The organism is Streptomyces sp. NPDC027189 (genome assembly GCF_055566975.1).
The window spans coordinates 1-16755 of the sequence record NZ_JBVHRI010000053.1; the positions used below are offsets into that span (position 1 = coordinate 1).

Genomic DNA, 16755 nt, shown 5'->3' on the forward strand with positions numbered 1-16755 from the left:
CTCCGCGATCGCGGGCAGGCGTTCGGCGGCCGTACGGAAGGTTCCGTGAGGCCGCTCCGGGGTGCCCTCCGAGCGCGGGAAGAACTCGTACCAGGAGCCGTACAGCGCCCGCTCGCGCTCCACCCGCAGGGGCAACGGCTCCGAAGACGTGACCAGTTCACGCAGCGGATGGCGGGCGAGGATCTTGTCGACCTCGGGGGTGAGGGCGGCGGCGAGCCGGGCCGAGGCGGGGCGGTCGAGGTCGCGCAGCGCGTCGGCGGCCCGCAGGATCGTGTCCCGGCGGCCCTTGCTCTTCGGCACTCCGGTGGCCACCCGCTCGTACAGCCGGGCACCTTCCTCCAGGACGAGCTCCGTGTCCATCCCGGCCGGGATCTTGATGCCCGCGTGGTGCCGCCAGGTGGTGATCGGATCGCCCCATGCCTCCACCGTGTACGTCCAGCGGCCTTCCTTCCCCGCGGACACCGTGGCGCCCCAGCGGTCGGTGCCGGGAGCCAGTTCGCGCATGGGGGTCCAGGGGCCGGTGCGGCCGTCCGGATCACGCAGGACGACGTTCGCGGCGACCGCGTCATGGCCCTCGCGGAAGACCGTGGCCGAGATCTCGAAGGACTCGCCGACCACCGCCTTCGCGGGCCGGCGGCCGCCCAGGACGATCGGGCGGACGTCGACGACGGGGATGCGCCCAACGGTCGTGCCGGTGGTGCTGATGGTGCCGGTGGTGCCGGCTCGGGTCTCGGCCCTGGTCTCGACGGAGGGTTTCTCCGTGGTGCGGGAATCGGCGTCGGTCGTGCGTATGGGCGGTGCGTCGGGGGTGGTCGTCGGGGGTGGCGACGTGTGGTGCGTTGCGGGCATGACCGCTCCTGTCCGCGTCAACGTGGGTGGGCGGATGAGGGTGTGGGGAGGTGGGGCCTGCGGGGCGTACCGGAGGAGCCTTCCCACCCTATTCGGGTGGGCAATCCGGCACTTTGTTAACTACTCACGCGTATGTCTACACACAAGACCGGCCTCGTCCTGAGAGGTCGAGGCCGGTCGGTGTCCACGGGCCCGCTAGGGGTTGTCGACCTGCAGGAGCTTGTTCGGTGAACCGAGCCCCGCGCCCGAAATCTTCCCCGAGACGGCCTGTTTCACCAGCGCTTTGGTCACTTGGGCGGGCGTGGCCCTGGGATGGTCGGCCAGATAGAGCGCGGCCGCGCCCGCCACGTGCGGGCTCGCCATCGACGTACCGGAGAAGGTCGCCTTCCCCGTGTCACTCGCGTACGACGCCGAGGTGATCGCCACGCCGGGCGCGAACAGGTCGAGCGCTGAACCGGTGTTCGAGAAGCTCGCCCGTGCGTCCGTCTTGTCGCTCGCGCCGACGGTGAGGGCCTGGCTGACCCGGGCCGGGGAGTAGAGACCGGCCGGAAGCCCGTCGTTGCCCGCCGCCACGGCGTAGGTCACGCCGGAGGCGATGGAGTTGCGGACGGCGGCGTCCAGTTGTGTGTTCGCGAACCCGCCCAGGCTCATGTTCGCCACGGCCGGTTTCTTCGCGTGCTTGGTCACCCAGTCGATGCCCGCGATGACCTGCGCGGTGGTGCCGGAGCCGTTGTTGTCCAGGACGCGCACGGCGACGACCTTGGCCTTCTTGGCCACGCCGTACGTGGTGCCCACGATGGTCCCGGCGACATGCGTGCCGTGCCCGTTGCCGTCCTTGGCAGTCCTGTCGTTGCCGACGAAGTCCCAGCCGTAGCTGGCCCGGCCGCCGAAGTCCTTGTGTGTGATCCGGATGCCGGTGTCGATGACGTACGCGGTCACGCCGGCGCCCGCCGATTCGGGCCAGGTGTAGCCCTTGTCCAGCGGCAGGTTCGGCTGGTCGATCCGGTCGAGGCCCCACGAGGGCGGGTTCTTCTGGTAGTGGTCGAGCGCCACGCGGGTGTCCTGCACGACCGAGGCCACGCGGGAGTCCGCCGCGAGCCGCCGGGCCTGCTTCTCGTTGACCTTCACGGCGTAGCCATTGAGGGCCGTTCCGTAGGTGTGGCTGATTCTCGCCCCGTACTTCTCGGCGATGCTCTTTCCCGCCGACGACGGAGCCTGTGTTCCCCCCTTGAGTGTCACGATGTAACTCCCGCTGACGGAACCGGGATCGCCGGCGCCGAGTATCTGCCCCTCCGGGGCGGCGTGCGCGGGCAGGGTGATGGCCGAAAGCACCGCGGCCGTCGTGACCGCGGTGAGGCCTCCCGCCCAGCGCAGACGCCTCTCTCTCGTCTGTGCCATGACTTGAGTTCCCCTCCTCAACTCGGCGTACGGAAATCGGAGCAGACCAGTGTGGGCCGGGTCCCGCCGTACGCCACCTGGCGAGCCTCTCGTGCGGTGTGAAGCGCCACAAGGCCGCCCAGGAGGGCGGAATCGGCCATATCGGCCGTGACGTACACGTGAAGGTTGCGGCGAGTTCCCGCCGAAGTCGCACAGTCGGCCCGGTCGACCGACCGGGCCTCGATGCGCCGTGTTGCGAAGCCACCCTCGCCGCTACCGTCGTGGGTGACGAAGGACGCACAAGGGCGTGTGTCCCTCTTCGGCGCACGTCCCGCCACGTGCGCCCTCCTGCTGCCTACGTCCTCCGTTACGTCCTCCGTGAAGGTGGAACTCGTGAAGGCAATCCGCAGATTCACCGTTCGCCCCGTCCTCCCCGAAGCCCTTCACCCGCTCAGTGACCTGGCGCGCAACCTCCGCTGGTCCTGGCATGCCGAGACCCGCGACCTCTTCCAGTCCGTCGACCCGGAGCGCTGGGCCGCCTCGGACGGCGACCCCGTACGCCTGCTCGGCAGCGTGTCGACCGTGCGGCTCGCGGAGCTCACCGAGGACCGCCGCTTCCTGCGCCGTCTTTCCGCGGTCGCCGACGATCTGCGCGACTATGTGACCGGCGACCGCTGGTACCAGTCCCAGTCCTCCGAACTGCCCACCGCCATCGCCTACTTCTCGCCCGAGTTCGGCATCACCGCCGCGCTGCCGCAGTACTCCGGGGGCCTCGGCATCCTCGCGGGCGATCACCTCAAGGCCGCCAGTGACCTGGGCGTTCCGCTGATCGGCGTGGGTCTGCTCTACCGGCACGGCTACTTCCGGCAGACCCTGTCGCGCGACGGCTGGCAGCAGGAGCACTATCCGGTCCTGGACCCGAACGAACTGCCCCTGACGCCCTTGCGCGAGTCCGACGGCACCGACGCCCAGGTCTCGCTGGCCCTCCCCGGCGGCCGAGCGCTGCGGGCCCGGATCTGGCTGGCCCAGGTCGGCCGCGTCCCGCTCCTCATGCTCGACTCCGACGTCGAGGAGAACGACCTCGGCGAACGCGGGGTGACCGACCGGCTCTACGGCGGCGGCAGCGAACACCGGCTGCTGCAGGAGATGCTCCTTGGCATAGGAGGGGTGCGCGCGGTACGGACGTACTGCCGGCTCACCGGCCACCCGCAGCCCGAGGTGTTCCACACGAACGAGGGCCACGCGGGCTTCCTGGGCCTGGAGCGGATCGCCGAACTCGCCGACGAGGGCCTGGACTTCGAGTCCTCCCTGGAGGCGGTCAGGGCCGGCACGGTCTTCACCACCCACACCCCGGTCCCCGCCGGTATCGACCGCTTCGACCGGGAGCTGGTGGCCCGCCACTTCGGTACGGACGCCGAACTCCCGCGCATCGACGTGGAACGGATCCTGGGCCTCGGCATGGAGACCTATCCCGGAGGCGAGCCGAACCTCTTCAACATGGCGGTGATGGGGTTGCGCCTCGGCCAGCGGGCGAACGGGGTCTCGCTGCTCCACGGGCACGTCAGCCGGGAGATGTTCTCGGGCCTGTGGCCGGGATTCGACCCGGAGGAGGTGCCGATCACCTCGGTGACCAACGGTGTGCACGCGCCGACCTGGGTGGCTCCGGAAGTCTTCCGGCTCGGCGCCCGGCAGATCGGCGCCCAGCGCACCGAGGACGCCTTGACGGTCGGCGGCTCGGACCGCTGGGACGCGGTGGCCGAGATCGCGGACCAGGAGATCTGGGATCTGCGCCGGGTGCTGCGTGAGCAGTTGGTGCTGGAGGTGAGGGAGCGCTTGTACGCGTCCTGGCGCCAGCGCGGCGCGGGCACGGCCGAACTGGGCTGGATCGACGGGGTGATGGACCCGGACGTCCTGACCATCGGCTTCGCGCGCCGGGTGCCCTCGTACAAGCGACTGACCCTGATGCTGCGCGACCGCGACCGTCTGATGGACCTTCTCCTGCATGCCGAACGCCCGATCCAGATCGTGGTCGCGGGCAAGGCCCATCCCGCGGACGACGGCGGAAAACGTCTGGTCCAGGAGCTGGTCCGGTTCGCGGACGACCCGCGGGTACGCCATCGGATCGTGTTCCTGCCGGACTACGGGATGGCGATGGCGCAGAAGCTGTACCCGGGGTGCGACATCTGGCTGAACAATCCCCTCCGTCCGCTGGAGGCCTGCGGGACGAGTGGCATGAAGGCGGCGCTCAACGGCTGCCTGAACCTGTCCGTCCTGGACGGCTGGTGGGACGAGTGGTTCCAGCCCGACTTCGGCTGGGCGATCCCGACGGCGGACGGCACGGCGACCGACGACGACCGCCGCGACGACCTGGAGGCGGCGGCACTGTACGACCTGCTCGAACAGCGCGTGGCCCCGCGCTTCTACGAGCGGGGCCAGGGCGGCCTGCCCGACCGCTGGATCGAGATGGTCCGCCAGACGCTGACCCATCTCGGCCCGAAGGTGCTCGCGGGCCGGATGGTCCGCGAATACGTGGAGCGCCTGTACACCCCGGCGGCCCGCGCCCACCGCTCGCTCACCGTGGACGCGGCCCGCGAACTGGCCGTCTGGAAGTCCCGCGTCCGCTCCGCCTGGCCGCAGGTCACCGTCGACCATGTCGAGGCCTCCTCCGCCACGACCACCGCCGAACTCGGCACCACCCTGTCCCTGCGTGTCCGCGTCGGCCTCGGCGACCTTGCCCCCGACGACGTCGAGGTGCAGGCCGTCGCGGGCCGCGTCGACTCCGACGACCGCATCGCGGACGCGGTGTGCGTGCCGCTGAAACCGGCGGGCGGCCCGGACCTGGAGGGACGCTGGGCATACGAGGGCCCGCTCTTCCTGGACCGCACCGGCCCCTTCGGCTACACGGTCCGGATCCTGCCCACACACCGCTTGCTCGCGTCGAGCGCGGAGGTGGGGCTGGTGGCGGTGCCGTCGGAGGAGTTGGGGGAGGGGGCCGGGGTCTTGATGAGGTGAGGCGAGCCCGTCAGCTGTCCAGGCCCGCGCACAACCGGCGCAGTACCTTCCCGCACCTCTGGGCGTACGCGTGCTGGAGCCCCCTCGTGGCGGCTCCGCCCGCGCGGGCGTACCACTTCGCCGCGCGGCTGAAGGCGGTGATGGTGAGCCAGACGGTGCCGTCGCCCGTGCGGGTGATGACGAAGGCCTCCTCGCCGCACTCGGGATGGCCGGAAAGCGTGCCGTAGGCCCAGGCGGTGCGGCGGGGTTCCTCGGCCGTCCAGACCACGCGGCAGGGGGCCTTGATCGGGCCGAGGCCGACCGTGACGTCGACTCCGGGGGCCGGCTTGTCCGCGTCGGCGGTGATGCCGACGCCCAGGGAGCGGTGCATTTCCCAGGTCATGAGGGCCTCGGAGGCGCGGCGGAAGACGGCTTCACCCTCGCCGATCCGGGAGCGGACGTGCAGTCGGTGGAAGCCCGGCGGGCAGCGGTCCTCGCGGGTCGCGCCCACGTCCTCGTACGTGTAGGGCATGGGGGACAGCGTAAGGCGGTACCCGGAGTTGCCCTCTCTCCGGGTACCGCCCTGGCTCAACCAACCCCAGAACTAGCTCACGTTGACCGCGGACCAGGCCGCGGCCACCGCGTTGTACTCGGTGCTTCCGGAGCCGTACAGGGCCGCCGCCGCGCTCAGCGTGCCCGTGCGGGCGGACTTGTAGTTCGTCGTCGACGTGAAGTACGTCGTCAGCGCCTTGTACCAGATCTGCAGCGCCTTGGCGCGGCCGATGCCGGTGACCGTGGAGCCGTTGGACGTCGGGGAGTTGTAGCTGACCCCGTTGATCGTCTTGGCGCCGCTGCCCTCCGAGAGGAGGTAGAAGAAGTGGTTCGCGACGCCGGACGAGTAGTGGACGTCCAGGTTGCCGACGCCGGAGGACCAGGAGTCGGCGGAGCCGCCGTCCTTGCTGGGCTTGTCCATGTAGCGCAGCGGGGTGCCGTCGCCGTTGATGTCGATCTTCTCGCCGATGAGGTAGTCACCGACATCGCTGGAGTTCGCCGCGTAGAACTCGACGCCGGTGCCGAAGATGTCCGAGGTGGCTTCGTTCAGACCGCCGGACTCACCGCTGTAGTTGAGACCCGCGGTGTTCGACGTGACGCCGTGGCTCATCTCGTGGCCGGCCACGTCCAGGGAGGTCAGCGGGTGGGTGTTGCCGGACCCGTCGCCGTACGTCATGCAGAAGCAGCTGTCGTCCCAGAACGCGTTGACGTACGCGTTGCCGTAGTGGACGCGGGAGTACGCGGCCGTGCCGTCGTTCTTGATGCCGCTGCGGCCGAAGGTGTTCTTGTAGAAGTCCCAGGTCTCCTGGGCCCCGTACGCGGCGTCGACGGCCGCGGTCTGGTCGGTGGTGGAGCTGGAGGCCGCACCGGTGCCCCACGTGTCGTCCGCGTCGGTGAACAGGGTGCCCGCGGACGAGGTGGTGGTGTGCTTCTTGTTGTACGTCTTGTGGCCGCCGCGCGTGGTGTCGTACAGCTGGTACGTCGAGCCCGACAGGGTGGTGTTGAGGCTGACGGTGCCCGAGTAGAGGCTCTTGCCGGTGCCGGTCTCGATGCCCTGGTACTCGTAGAGCTTCTTGCCGGTGGCGGCGTCGGTGATGACGTGCAGCTGGTTCGGGGTGCCGTCGTCCTGGAGGCCGCCGACGACGGTCTCGTAGGCGAGGACCGGCTTGCCGCTGCCCGCCCAGATGACCTTGCGGGGCGCCTTGTCGGCGGTGGTCTTGTCCGAACCCGCGGACTTCGCGGCGGTCAGCGCCTGCTTCTCGGCCTTGGCGGCGGCGATCTGCGGCTTGAGGGAGGCGACCTTGATGGTGGCCTTCGTCGCCTTGGTCACGCTCTGGGTCTTGCCGGGCTTCTGGTGGACGACCAGGTCGCCGCCGAGGACCGGAAGGCCGTTGTACGTGCGCTCGTAGCGGGTGTGGACGGTGCCGTCGGCGTCCTTGACGACATCGCGGACGACCAGCTTCTCCTTGGCGCCGAGGCCTATCTCCTTGGCCGTCTCGGTACTGGCGGCCTGGGCCTTCTGGATGAGGGTCGTACGCGCCGCCGAGGACAGCTGGACCGGGGCGCCGGCGAGGGTCGTCGTGCCGGCGGGGGTCGGCTCGGTCTGGGCGGACGCACCGGTGGTCATACCGGTGGTGAGCAGGGCTCCGGCCGCGACAGCGGTGGCGATGGCCAGAGTGGTGCGCTTGTGACGCGCGTAGAGGGGGGTCACGCAAGCTCCTTCTTGTGGGGGCGACCGAACGGCATGGGGTGGCCGAACGGACGTGTGAAGTTGCGGTGCGGGTGAGCCGTGCGGTGGAAGAGTGTCATCTGAGGCGCGTACATGTCAGGAGTCCATAAAGACCTTGGCCGAAAACCGTCCTCCGGGTGAACAGTGGGGTGCCCTTTGCGTGAGGTCGATCTTCGTCAAGCGGCAGCAAAGCCCGGGGCGGGACCTGGCAAAGAGGGCGCCGCCTCGGGGAGTTGAACCTCCGGGACGGCGCCCTGTCCTTGCCGCGGAATTCACCAGCGGTCTACGGGAACGTCAGCTTCCAGCTGTTGATGTAGCCGGTGTCCTGTGCCGCCTGGTCCTGGACCTTCAACTTCCAGGTGCCGTTGGCGACTTCGGAGGACGCGTTGACCGTGTAGGTCGCGTTCACGTTGTCCGCCGAGTCGGAGGAGCTGAAGTCCTTCAGGCGGTACGTCGACCCGTCCGGAGCCACCAGGTCGATGACCAGGTCGCCGCGCCAGGTGTGCACGATGTCGACGGAGACCTGGAGGTTCGACGGCGCGTTGCCGGTGCGGCCGCTGACCGTGATCGACGACGTCACCGCCGCCCCGTTGTCCGGAATCGATACGTCGCTGGTGTTCTCGAACGACGTACCGCCACCGCCGCCGCCGGGACGGGAGCCGACGTTCACGCCCGCCCACGCGTTCTGCACGGCCGTGTACTCGGCGCTCGTGGTGCCGTACAGCTCACCCGCCGCCGCGAGCGTGCCGGTGCGGGCCGCCGCGTAGTTGGTGGTCGAGGTGAACTTGGTGGTGAGCGCCCGGTACCAGATCTGCAGCGCCTTGTCGCGGCCGATGCCGGTGACCGGAAGGCCGTCCGACGTGGGCGAGTTGTAGCTCACGCCGTTGATGACCTTGGCGCCGCTGCCCTCGCTCAGCAGGTAGAAGAAGTGGTTGGCGACACCCGACGAGTAGTGCACGTCGAGGTTGCCGACACCCGAGTACCAGGAGTCGGCGGAGCCGCCGTCCTTGCTGGGCTTGTCCATGTAGCGCAGCGGGGTGCCGTCGCCGTTGATGTCGATCTTCTCGCCGATGAGGTAGTCGCCGACATCGCTGGAGTTCGCCGCGTAGAACTCGACGCCGGTGCCGAAGATGTCCGAGGTGGCTTCGTTCAGACCGCCGGACTCACCGCTGTAGTTGAGACCCGCGGTGTTGGAGGTGACACCGTGGCTCATCTCGTGACCCGCGACGTCCAGCGAGGTCAGGGGGTCGGCGTTGCCGGACCCGTCGCCGTACGTCATGCAGAAGCAGCCGTCGTCCCAGAACGCGTTGACGTACGCGTTGCCGTAGTGGACGCGCGAGTACGCTCCCACGCCGTTGTTCTTGATGCCGCTGCGGCCGAAGGTGTTCTTGTAGAAGTCCCAGGTCTCCGCGGCGCCGTAGTGCGCGTCGGCGCCGGCGGTCGCGGCGTTCGACGTGGTGCCGTTGCCCCAGGTGTCGTTCGTCTGGGAGAACAGCGTGCCGGTGCCGGACGTCCCGTGGTTCAGGTTGTACGTCTTGTGGCCGCCGCGCGCACCGTCGTTCAGCGTGAAGGTGGAGCCCGACTGGGTGGTCGTCAGGGTCACCTGGCCGCTGTACTGGGTGTTGCCGATGCCGTTCTTGATGCCCTGGTACTCGTAGAGCTTCTTGCCGGTGGCGGCGTCGGTGATGACGTGCAGCTGGTTCGGGGTGCCGTCGTCCTGAAGGCCGCCGACGACCGTCTCGTACGCCAGGACCGGCTTGCCGCTCGCCGCCCAGATCACCATGCGGGGCGCGCGGTCCGCGTCGGTCCTCTTCGACCCCGCGGCCTTGGCGGCGGACAGGGCCTGCTGCTCCGCCTTGGAGGCGGCGACCGCGGGCTTGAGGGTGGCGACCTTGAGGGTGGCCTTCGTCGCCTTGTAGACGTGCTCGGTCCTGCCGGACTTGGCGGTGTCGACCACCAAGTCGCCGCCGAGGACCGGGAGTCCGGCGTACGTCCGCTCGTAGCGGGTGTGGACGGTGCCGTCGTGGTCCTTGATGACATCGCGGGCCACCAGGCTCTCCTTGGCCCCGAGGCCCAGGTCCTTGGCGGTGGTCGCCTTGGCGGCGTTGGCGTCGCGTATGAGCTCGGCGCGCTGCGAAGCGGTGAGCTTCATGGCGACCGCGCCCGGGTTGATCTTGCCCGCCCGAGGTGCCTTCTCCGGGGCGGCGCTCGCGGCGCCCGACTGGACGGCCGCGGCCAACAGGGCGGACACGCCGACGAGGGCGACGCCCGCGACACGGCGCTTGGTGATGTGGGAGGTGCGTCTGTGGGGAGAACTGCTACTCAACACTGACTCCTTCTGCGTGGCCGCGGGTCGCGCGGCCAGGGAGACCGGACGATGGGTGACCCGTCCGGGCAGAACAGGGCGGTACGCGGAACCAGGTGCATGGGGGTCGTACGGCACGGCACAGCTGTGGGATTGCTGTGAACTAGCCGTGGGAAGAGTGGCAGGGGATCACGCTCCTTGTCAGGAGCGCATCAAGAACTTGGCCGGAAATGGTTCGTTGTCCGGGAGGTCATGTTCGGTATACGAACCCTTTGTTGGATGGTGTGCGGATCTTCCCCGGCGCGTGAGGAGGAGTTCGCTCTGCCGACATGCTCCGGGAAGAACAAGGTCGACGACGCGCTCGGGGTCGTCTGCACCCACGGCATCGCGGGCCTCGCGGACGGCGCGCGAGGCCGGGATCCTCGCCGACCCGCGATGGCGTACACCTCAACGAGGACGGCTCGACGGCCCGGTCCACCAGCGCCTGGCTGCACGGCAACCTCGACCAGCTGTGGAAGCAGGCGGGGCCGCGGGCACGGTCACCGCGTACGACGCCCTGATGGCCTTTCTCGTCCTGCGCGCGATTGGCCTGTTCGTGAAGTTGCCGACGCCGGACGAGGTCCTGGCGGGCGGAGGCGTCGCGATGCACGAGGAGGAGGCGTATCCGGCTCAGGCGGCGGTGGCGGGGCCGGCGCCTGAACCGGTGGCGGCCTACGCGTCGGTGGCCCGGAAGACCCCGGAGAAGCAACCCGCGGTGGATACGGACTCCGGCTGGCCAGTGGGAGTTGCGGACCCCGTGAAGCCCGGAGTCGGCGTCACACCGTCACGACGACCTTCGCGCGGACGTGCTCCACTTCCATGTACCGGATGGCCTCCGGCACCTCGCTCAAGGAGCCGTACGTCCGGTCGATCACCGGAGCGAGCTTCCCGGCCTCGACCAGTTCCCGCAGTTCGACCAGATTCTCCCGGCTCGGCTTCGCGATGAGCCGGCCGAGCTTGTGGCGGACGAAGGGGGCCAGCGCCTGTGCCTTCATCATGAGCCCCATCGGCCCGACCAGGCTGCCGCCCTCGGAGACGCCCCCGCCGGACAGGATGACCATGCCCGTGGGCGTCAGCGCCCGCCGGAAGTCGGTCAGTGAGCGGTTCCCCACCAGGTCGAGCACGAGGTCGTACCGCCGTCCGTCGCGGGTGAAATCCTCCTTGGTGTAGTCGATGACGCGGTCCGCGCCGAGCGACCCGACCAGGTCCGCGTTCCGCGCGCTGCACACGCCGGTCACTGCCGCGCCGTATGCCTTGGCCAGCTGCACGGCGAACGTGCCCACGCCCCCCGATGCGCCGTTGATCAGAACCTTCTGCCCGGGTTGCACCTGCGCCACATCGCGTAGACCCATGAGGGCGGTGTTCGCGGCCAGCGGCAGCGCGGCCGCCTGCTCGAACGTCAGGCCGGCCGGTTTCGTTTCCAGCGCGTCCGCCGGCGCCGACACGTACTCGGCGAACGCCCCGTCAGCCTCGCCGAACACCTCGTCCCCCGGGCGAAGCCGCTTCACGTCCGGGCCGACTGCCTCGACCCGTCCGGCGAAGTCGGTGCCCAGAATCTGCACCTTCGGACGGCGGACCCCGAACGCCAGGCGCGCCAGATACGGGTCGCCGCGCATGATGTGCCAGTCGCGCGCGTTGACGGACACCGCGTGCACCCGCACCAGAACTTCATTCGCGGCGGGCACCGGCTTGTCGAACTCCCGCAACTCCAGCACGTCGGGAGAGCCGTATCGGTCCTGGGCGATTGCCTTCATCGGGCCTCCCTCATGGGCACTCCTCACGACGGTAGCCGCGCACACCGGGCGCGGGAATCGGGGAGAAGCCCTAGGGGGCGCCGGAGTGGCGCAGTCCGCGGGCGGGGTGTCTCAGGCCGGTCAGGCCAGGCCCAACTCCCGGCGCCACCGCCACGTCAGCGTCAGACACGCCCGGCCCGCCGGCAGGGTTCCGGTGTGGCCGGCGTAGCCGAGCACGTTGTCCGGGGTGAAGGGGATGCCTCGGTAGCCCTCCGCGGCGCGGGTGCCGACGACGAGGACGCCTTCCTCGTTGCGCTCGCCCATCGCCCTGAAGATCTCGTCGAAGGTCGGCGCGTCCCACACGCAGACGAGGCAGATCTCCGGTTTCCAGGTGAGCGGATCGAGGCCGAGCCCGAGAAACCGCACGCGCGCGTGGCCGTCCCGTACCGCTCGTGCGAAGTCGGCGTAGGGCGCGTCGCGCGTGTAGTCGACGGTCACCCCGCCGCTCCCGGTGGCGTCGGAGGCGCCCAGGAACTCCTCGGCGTACTCGCGCATCGTGTTGTGCCACAGGTCGAGGTCGGACCGCCACACGGGCAGGACATCGGCGTGCGGCTGGAACTCCCCGGCGGGAGCGACATGCGTGGTGTCCATGGCCACGGCGACCTTGCCGGCTTCGCGCCGGTGCATGAAGAAGTACGCCTCGCCGTCCTCGACCCGGATCGTCAGAGTGCTCACCCCCGGGAGCGCGGCTCTCCTGTCCAGCGCGAAGGGACTTCCGAGGCCGCGCCGGAACGGACCCTGCAGCGGCCTGGCCTCGCCCTTCAGCTGCCGCAGTGCCTCCTCGTACGCGAGCGGCTCGGTGGTGTCGAGGCCGTCGAAGTAGCGGCCGAGCGCGAAGGTGAGGCCGAGTCCGTCCTGGGGATGCTCCGCCGACGGGGCTGCGACGTCGAGCAACCGATAGGACGGACCGTTGAACCAGACGGCCGGCCGGTCGAAGGCCTCGATCGCGGCCGAGTAACTCTCCGTGCGCCGGGCCCCCTGACCGTGCGGCCAGTACCGACTCAAGTCCGCCCGACTGCGGTCCAGTTGCTCGTCCTCCCGGAGTTCACGCAGGGTCAGGCGAAGGGCGTCCAGGGCGAGCGGCCGGGGCGGAATCCAGCCCGGCCGGGTCAACAGAACGAGCTCCGCGTCGGCGCGGTGCTCGGTCTGGCCGTCGGCGCACGCGGTGCTCAACTCGGCGCGGCGGGACTTGAGATGGCTCCGGACCCGGACGAACAGGTCGACGCCGCGGTCCCGGCTCGCCAGCCGCTGCGGCGCCCAGGCGAGCGCCGCCGCCACGATCGCCACCAGCAGCCCCGCTACGGCGATGGTCGTCTCCAGCCCCATGTCTCCCCCTGGTCCGACGGGCTGATCATTCAACCAGGGAAGGTGCGGCCGGAGGGGGCGAAAGACGCTATGGCCGGCCCCAGCCGCCTGGTCAGTCGCCCGAAGGCCGTCGCTCCCCGTGCCACGAATGCCACAGCGCCGCATACGCCCCCTCGGCCGCCACCAGCTCGTCGTGCGTGCCGAGTTCGGTCAGCCGGCCGTCCTCCATCACGGCCACCCGGTCGGCGTCGTGCGCGGTGTGCAGACGGTGCGCGATGGCGATGACGGTGCGTCCTTCGAGTACGGCGGCCAGCGCGCGTTCCGTATGGCGGGCGGTCGTCGGGTCCAGCAGAGCCGTGGCCTCGTCGAGGATCAGCGTGTGCGGGTCGGCCAACACGACCCGGGCCAGGGCAAGTTGCTGGGCTCGCGAGCCGTCCACCCGGTGGCCCTCGGGGCCCAGCCGGGTGTCGAGACCTGCCGGCAGCTCCTCGGCCCAGTCCTCGGCGCCGACCGCGACGAGAGCCGCCCACAACTCGGCGTCGGTGGCGGCGGGTTCGGCGATCAGCAGGTTGTCGCGGACCGTGCCGAGGAACACATGGTGCTCCTGGGTGACCAGGACGACCTGCCGGCGCAGCTGCTCGGGGTCGAGCGCGACGATCGGCACCCCGCCGACCGTCACCGTGCCGGTGCCCGGCGCGTCCACGCCCGCCAGCAGTCTGCTCAGGGTGGTCTTCCCGGCGCCGGAGGGGCCGACCACGGCCAGCCGCTCACCGGGCCGCACGGTCAGATCGACCCCGCGCAGCACCTCGCCCCCGCGGTCGTAGGAGTAGCGCACAGCGGTCACGTCGATCCGGTCGTCCACCGGGGTGGGGGAGCCGGACGGGACGGCCCGCGGAGCCCGGCCGAGGCCCTCCACACGGGCGAAGGAGGCGCTGCTGCTCTGCAGTTGCTCGACCCGCACCAGGATCTGGTCCAGCGGCTCTCCCAGCTGGCGCATGTACAGGGCCGCGGAGACCACGACACCCAGGCTCATCGCGCCCCGCGCGTGCAGCACGCCGCCCACCAGCAGTACTCCGACCACGGGAATGACGTACGAGATCTCCACGGCAGGGAAGAACACGCTGCGCAGGAACAGCGTCCACATCCGCTTCCGGCGGGCAGTCTCCAGCGCGTCCCGGCTCGCGGCGATCCGGCGCTCCTGCAGTCCGAACGCCTCGACCGTGCGGGCGCCGGACGCGGTCGCCGCGAGGATCTCGGCGACCTCCGACGTGGCGGCGCCCTCGGCGAGATAGCCGGTGCGGGCCCGGCGCAGGTACCAGCGCAGCGCGAACCGGATGCCGACCAGGCCGAGCACCCCGCAGCCGCCGAGCAGCGGGTCGATGACGAAGACCGCGCCGAGGATGAACAGCGCCTGGGCGGAGGCGATGAGCAGCTCGGGCCCCGCGTCGCGCAGCGTGTTGCCCACCACGGTGACATCCGCGGTGCCGCGCGCGGTCAGGTCGCCCGTGCCCGCCCGCTCCACGACCGAGGCCGGCAGCGTCAGCGCCCGATCGACGAACTCCTCCCGCACCCGCGCCAGCGTCCGCTCCCCGAAGCGGTGCCCCACATACCGGGCCCATCGCGCCAGCAGCAGCTGCGCCAGCGAGCACACCAGGATGACGAACGCCAGCCGGTCCACGGCGTTCACACCGCCCCCGGCCCGTACGTCGTCGATGATCCGCCCGAGCAGCCAGGGGCCGACCAGACCGGCCCCGGCGGCCAGCACGTTGAGGCCGAGCACGGCGGCGAAGGCCCGCCCGTCCGCCCGGATGAGCCGCGCCGACGCCCGGCGCACATCGGCGGGCTCGGCGATCGGCAGATGTGCGCTCATCGCACGACCTCCTCGGCGTCGACGGCCGACCGCGGGTCCGCGTCCGCCTCCGGGTCCGCGTCCGCCTCCGGGTCCGCGTCCGCCTCCGGGTCCGCGTCCGCCTCCGGGTCCGCGTTCGTCTCCGGGTCCGCGTTCGTCTCCGGGTCCGCGTTCGTCTCCGGGTCCGCGTCCGCCTCCGCGTCCGCGTTCGTCTCCGGGTCCGCGTCCGCGTCCGTCTCAAGGTCCGCGTCGCGGGCCACCAGCGCGCGGTAACCCGGCTCCCCGTCGAGGAGTTCGCGATGGGTTCCGACGGCCGCGACCTTGCCGTCGACCAGGAAGCACACGGTGTCCACCTGATCCAGCAGCAGCGGCGAGGTGCTGGTGACGACCGTCGTGCGGCCGGAGCGCGCGGTGCGCAGCCGGGCCGCGACCGCCGCCTCGGTGTGCGCGTCGAGCGCCGAGGTGGGTTCGACCGCGAGCAGCACCTCGGGATCGGCGAGGAGCGCCCGCACGAGACGTACCCGCTGCCGCTGGCCGCCGGAGAGACTGCGGCCCTGCGCATCCACGGCCGAGTCGAGACCGTCCGGCAGGCCGAGGACGATGTCGTCCGCCACGGCCGCGTGCACGGCCCGTGCCACGGCTTCGTCGTCGTGCTCCCGGTTGCCCGAGACCAGGTCGCGCAGGGTGCCCGCGAACAGGTCGGCCTCGTTGTCCGCGACCAGGATCCGCTCGCGCACCCGCGGCAGGGCGATCGCGTCGAGCCGTACGCCGCCCCAGGTCACCGCCGATTCCGCATACCGGCCGAGGCGGTCCACCACGGCCGCGGACTCCGCGGGGCGGGCACCTGCCAGCGCGGTCAGCCGCCCCGGCACCACCCGGACGCCGGACTCCGGATCGTGCAGCACCGCGGGCGACGAGGGCGCGTCCAGCGCGTCCGGGCGACTGGCGGCGGGCCGCAGGGCCAGGAACCGTGCGACGCGCCGGGCGGCGACCACGCCCCGGCTGAGCTGGTAGCCGCACTCGATGACGAAGGCCACCGGCATCACGAGGACCGCGACATAGCCGTACACCGACACCAACTCGCCGATGGTGATGTCCCCTTGGGCGGCCAGCCGGGCCGCGAGCCATGTCACCACGGAGAGGAACAGCGTCGGCAGCCCCGTGCCCAGTGCCTGGAGCCAGCTGGTCGCCGACCCGACCCGGTAACCCTGCGCCCGCAGCGCCTGCGAGTCGCGGCGGAAGGCGTCGGCGAACAGCCCCTTGCCGCCGAGGCCGTTGAGGACGCACAGGCCGCCGGCGAGGTCGCCGATCCGAGCGGTCAGCACGCCCTGCCGTTCGCGGTACTCCGTCTCCGTGCCCTGCAGCCGGCTCATCAGCGGTCCGATGAGCACGGCGATCAGTGGCACTCCGAGCAGGATCACCACGGCCAGCTGGAGCGAGACCGAGAGCAGCAGCGCTGCCACCACGCCGTAGGTGAAGAGGGCGGCCAGACCGGGGCCGACGACGGTCAGCGACGTACTGATCGTCTGCACGTCGCCGACGCCGATCGTGACCACCTCCCCGGCCCCGACCTGCCGCGACAGCGCGGCTCCCAGCCGGGTCGACTGCTCGACCACGACCTTGACCGTACGGAAGTTGGCGTCCATCCGGAGCTTGGTCATGGTGCGGTGCCGCAGCACGCCCAGCCAGGCGTTGAACACCCCGACGCCCAGCACGGCGGCGGTCCAGCCGACCAGCGCGGACTGGTCGCCCGGCTCCAGGCCGTCGTCGATCGCGCGGGACAGCAGATACGGCGTCAGCGCCAGGAGCGCCATCCACACGCTGGCGATCAGCGCGCCGGCGGCGGACCGCCCCGCCTGCCGGGTGACCAGCCACCACAGATACCGCCAGCCGCCACGACAGTCCGGCGTCCCGGGATCCTCGTACGCGTCGATCATCAGCTCCCCCTTCTTCTTTCGCGCTCGCC

General features: G+C 70.8%; 10 protein-coding genes. 1 reads left to right on the forward strand and 9 read right to left on the reverse strand.

The window, feature by feature from the left end; genetic code table 11:
• A partial coding sequence (locus ACZ4RZ_RS48755; RefSeq protein ID WP_467754097.1) for a maltotransferase domain-containing protein occupies positions 1-849 on the reverse strand: 849 nt, incomplete at its 3' end.
• A 195-nt stretch (positions 850-1044) separates the two neighbouring features.
• Positions 1045-2247: a S8 family peptidase gene (locus tag ACZ4RZ_RS48760; RefSeq protein ID WP_467754098.1), complete on the reverse strand. Its 1203-nt coding sequence runs from the start codon at positions 2245-2247 to the stop codon at positions 1045-1047.
• Positions 2248-2619: 372 nt separating this feature from the next.
• Between ACZ4RZ_RS48760 and glgP the strand changes: the two genes are divergently transcribed.
• On the forward strand, positions 2620-5238 hold the full coding sequence (glgP, locus tag ACZ4RZ_RS48765) for an alpha-glucan family phosphorylase (protein WP_467754099.1): 2619 nt from the start codon (positions 2620-2622) through the stop codon (positions 5236-5238).
• A gap of 10 nt (positions 5239-5248) precedes the next feature.
• On the opposite strand, the gene ACZ4RZ_RS48770 is transcribed toward glgP, so the two are convergent.
• From ACZ4RZ_RS48770 to ACZ4RZ_RS48800, 7 genes are all read right to left on the reverse strand, one after another.
• The gene (locus tag ACZ4RZ_RS48770) at positions 5249-5749 is read right to left on the reverse strand and encodes a DUF1990 family protein (RefSeq protein ID WP_467754100.1); all 501 of its coding nucleotides are present in this window, start codon (positions 5747-5749) and stop codon (positions 5249-5251) included.
• Between the two features lie 72 nt (positions 5750-5821).
• Positions 5822-7480 (reverse strand): M4 family metallopeptidase, encoded by a 1659-nt coding sequence (locus ACZ4RZ_RS48775; protein WP_467754101.1) that lies wholly within the window; start codon positions 7478-7480, stop codon positions 5822-5824.
• Between the two features lie 301 nt (positions 7481-7781).
• Positions 7782-9824: a M4 family metallopeptidase gene (locus tag ACZ4RZ_RS48780; RefSeq protein WP_467754102.1), complete on the reverse strand. Its 2043-nt coding sequence runs from the start codon at positions 9822-9824 to the stop codon at positions 7782-7784.
• Positions 9825-10618: 794 nt separating this feature from the next.
• Entirely contained in the window at positions 10619-11596 is a 978-nt protein-coding gene (locus tag ACZ4RZ_RS48785; RefSeq protein WP_467754103.1) for an NAD(P)-dependent alcohol dehydrogenase, read from the reverse strand.
• Positions 11597-11716: 120 nt separating this feature from the next.
• A complete protein-coding gene (locus tag ACZ4RZ_RS48790) occupies positions 11717-12961 on the reverse strand; it encodes a hypothetical protein (RefSeq protein ID WP_467754104.1) in 1245 nt (414 codons plus the stop codon).
• Between the two features lie 91 nt (positions 12962-13052).
• Positions 13053-14810 (reverse strand): ABC transporter ATP-binding protein, encoded by a 1758-nt coding sequence (locus ACZ4RZ_RS48795; protein ID WP_467754105.1) that lies wholly within the window; start codon positions 14808-14810, stop codon positions 13053-13055.
• On the reverse strand, positions 14807-16726 hold the full coding sequence (locus ACZ4RZ_RS48800; protein WP_467754106.1) for an ABC transporter ATP-binding protein: 1920 nt from the start codon (positions 16724-16726) through the stop codon (positions 14807-14809). The genes ACZ4RZ_RS48795 and ACZ4RZ_RS48800 overlap by 4 nt, the downstream gene beginning before the upstream one ends.
• Between the last annotated feature and the right edge of the window lie 29 nt (positions 16727-16755).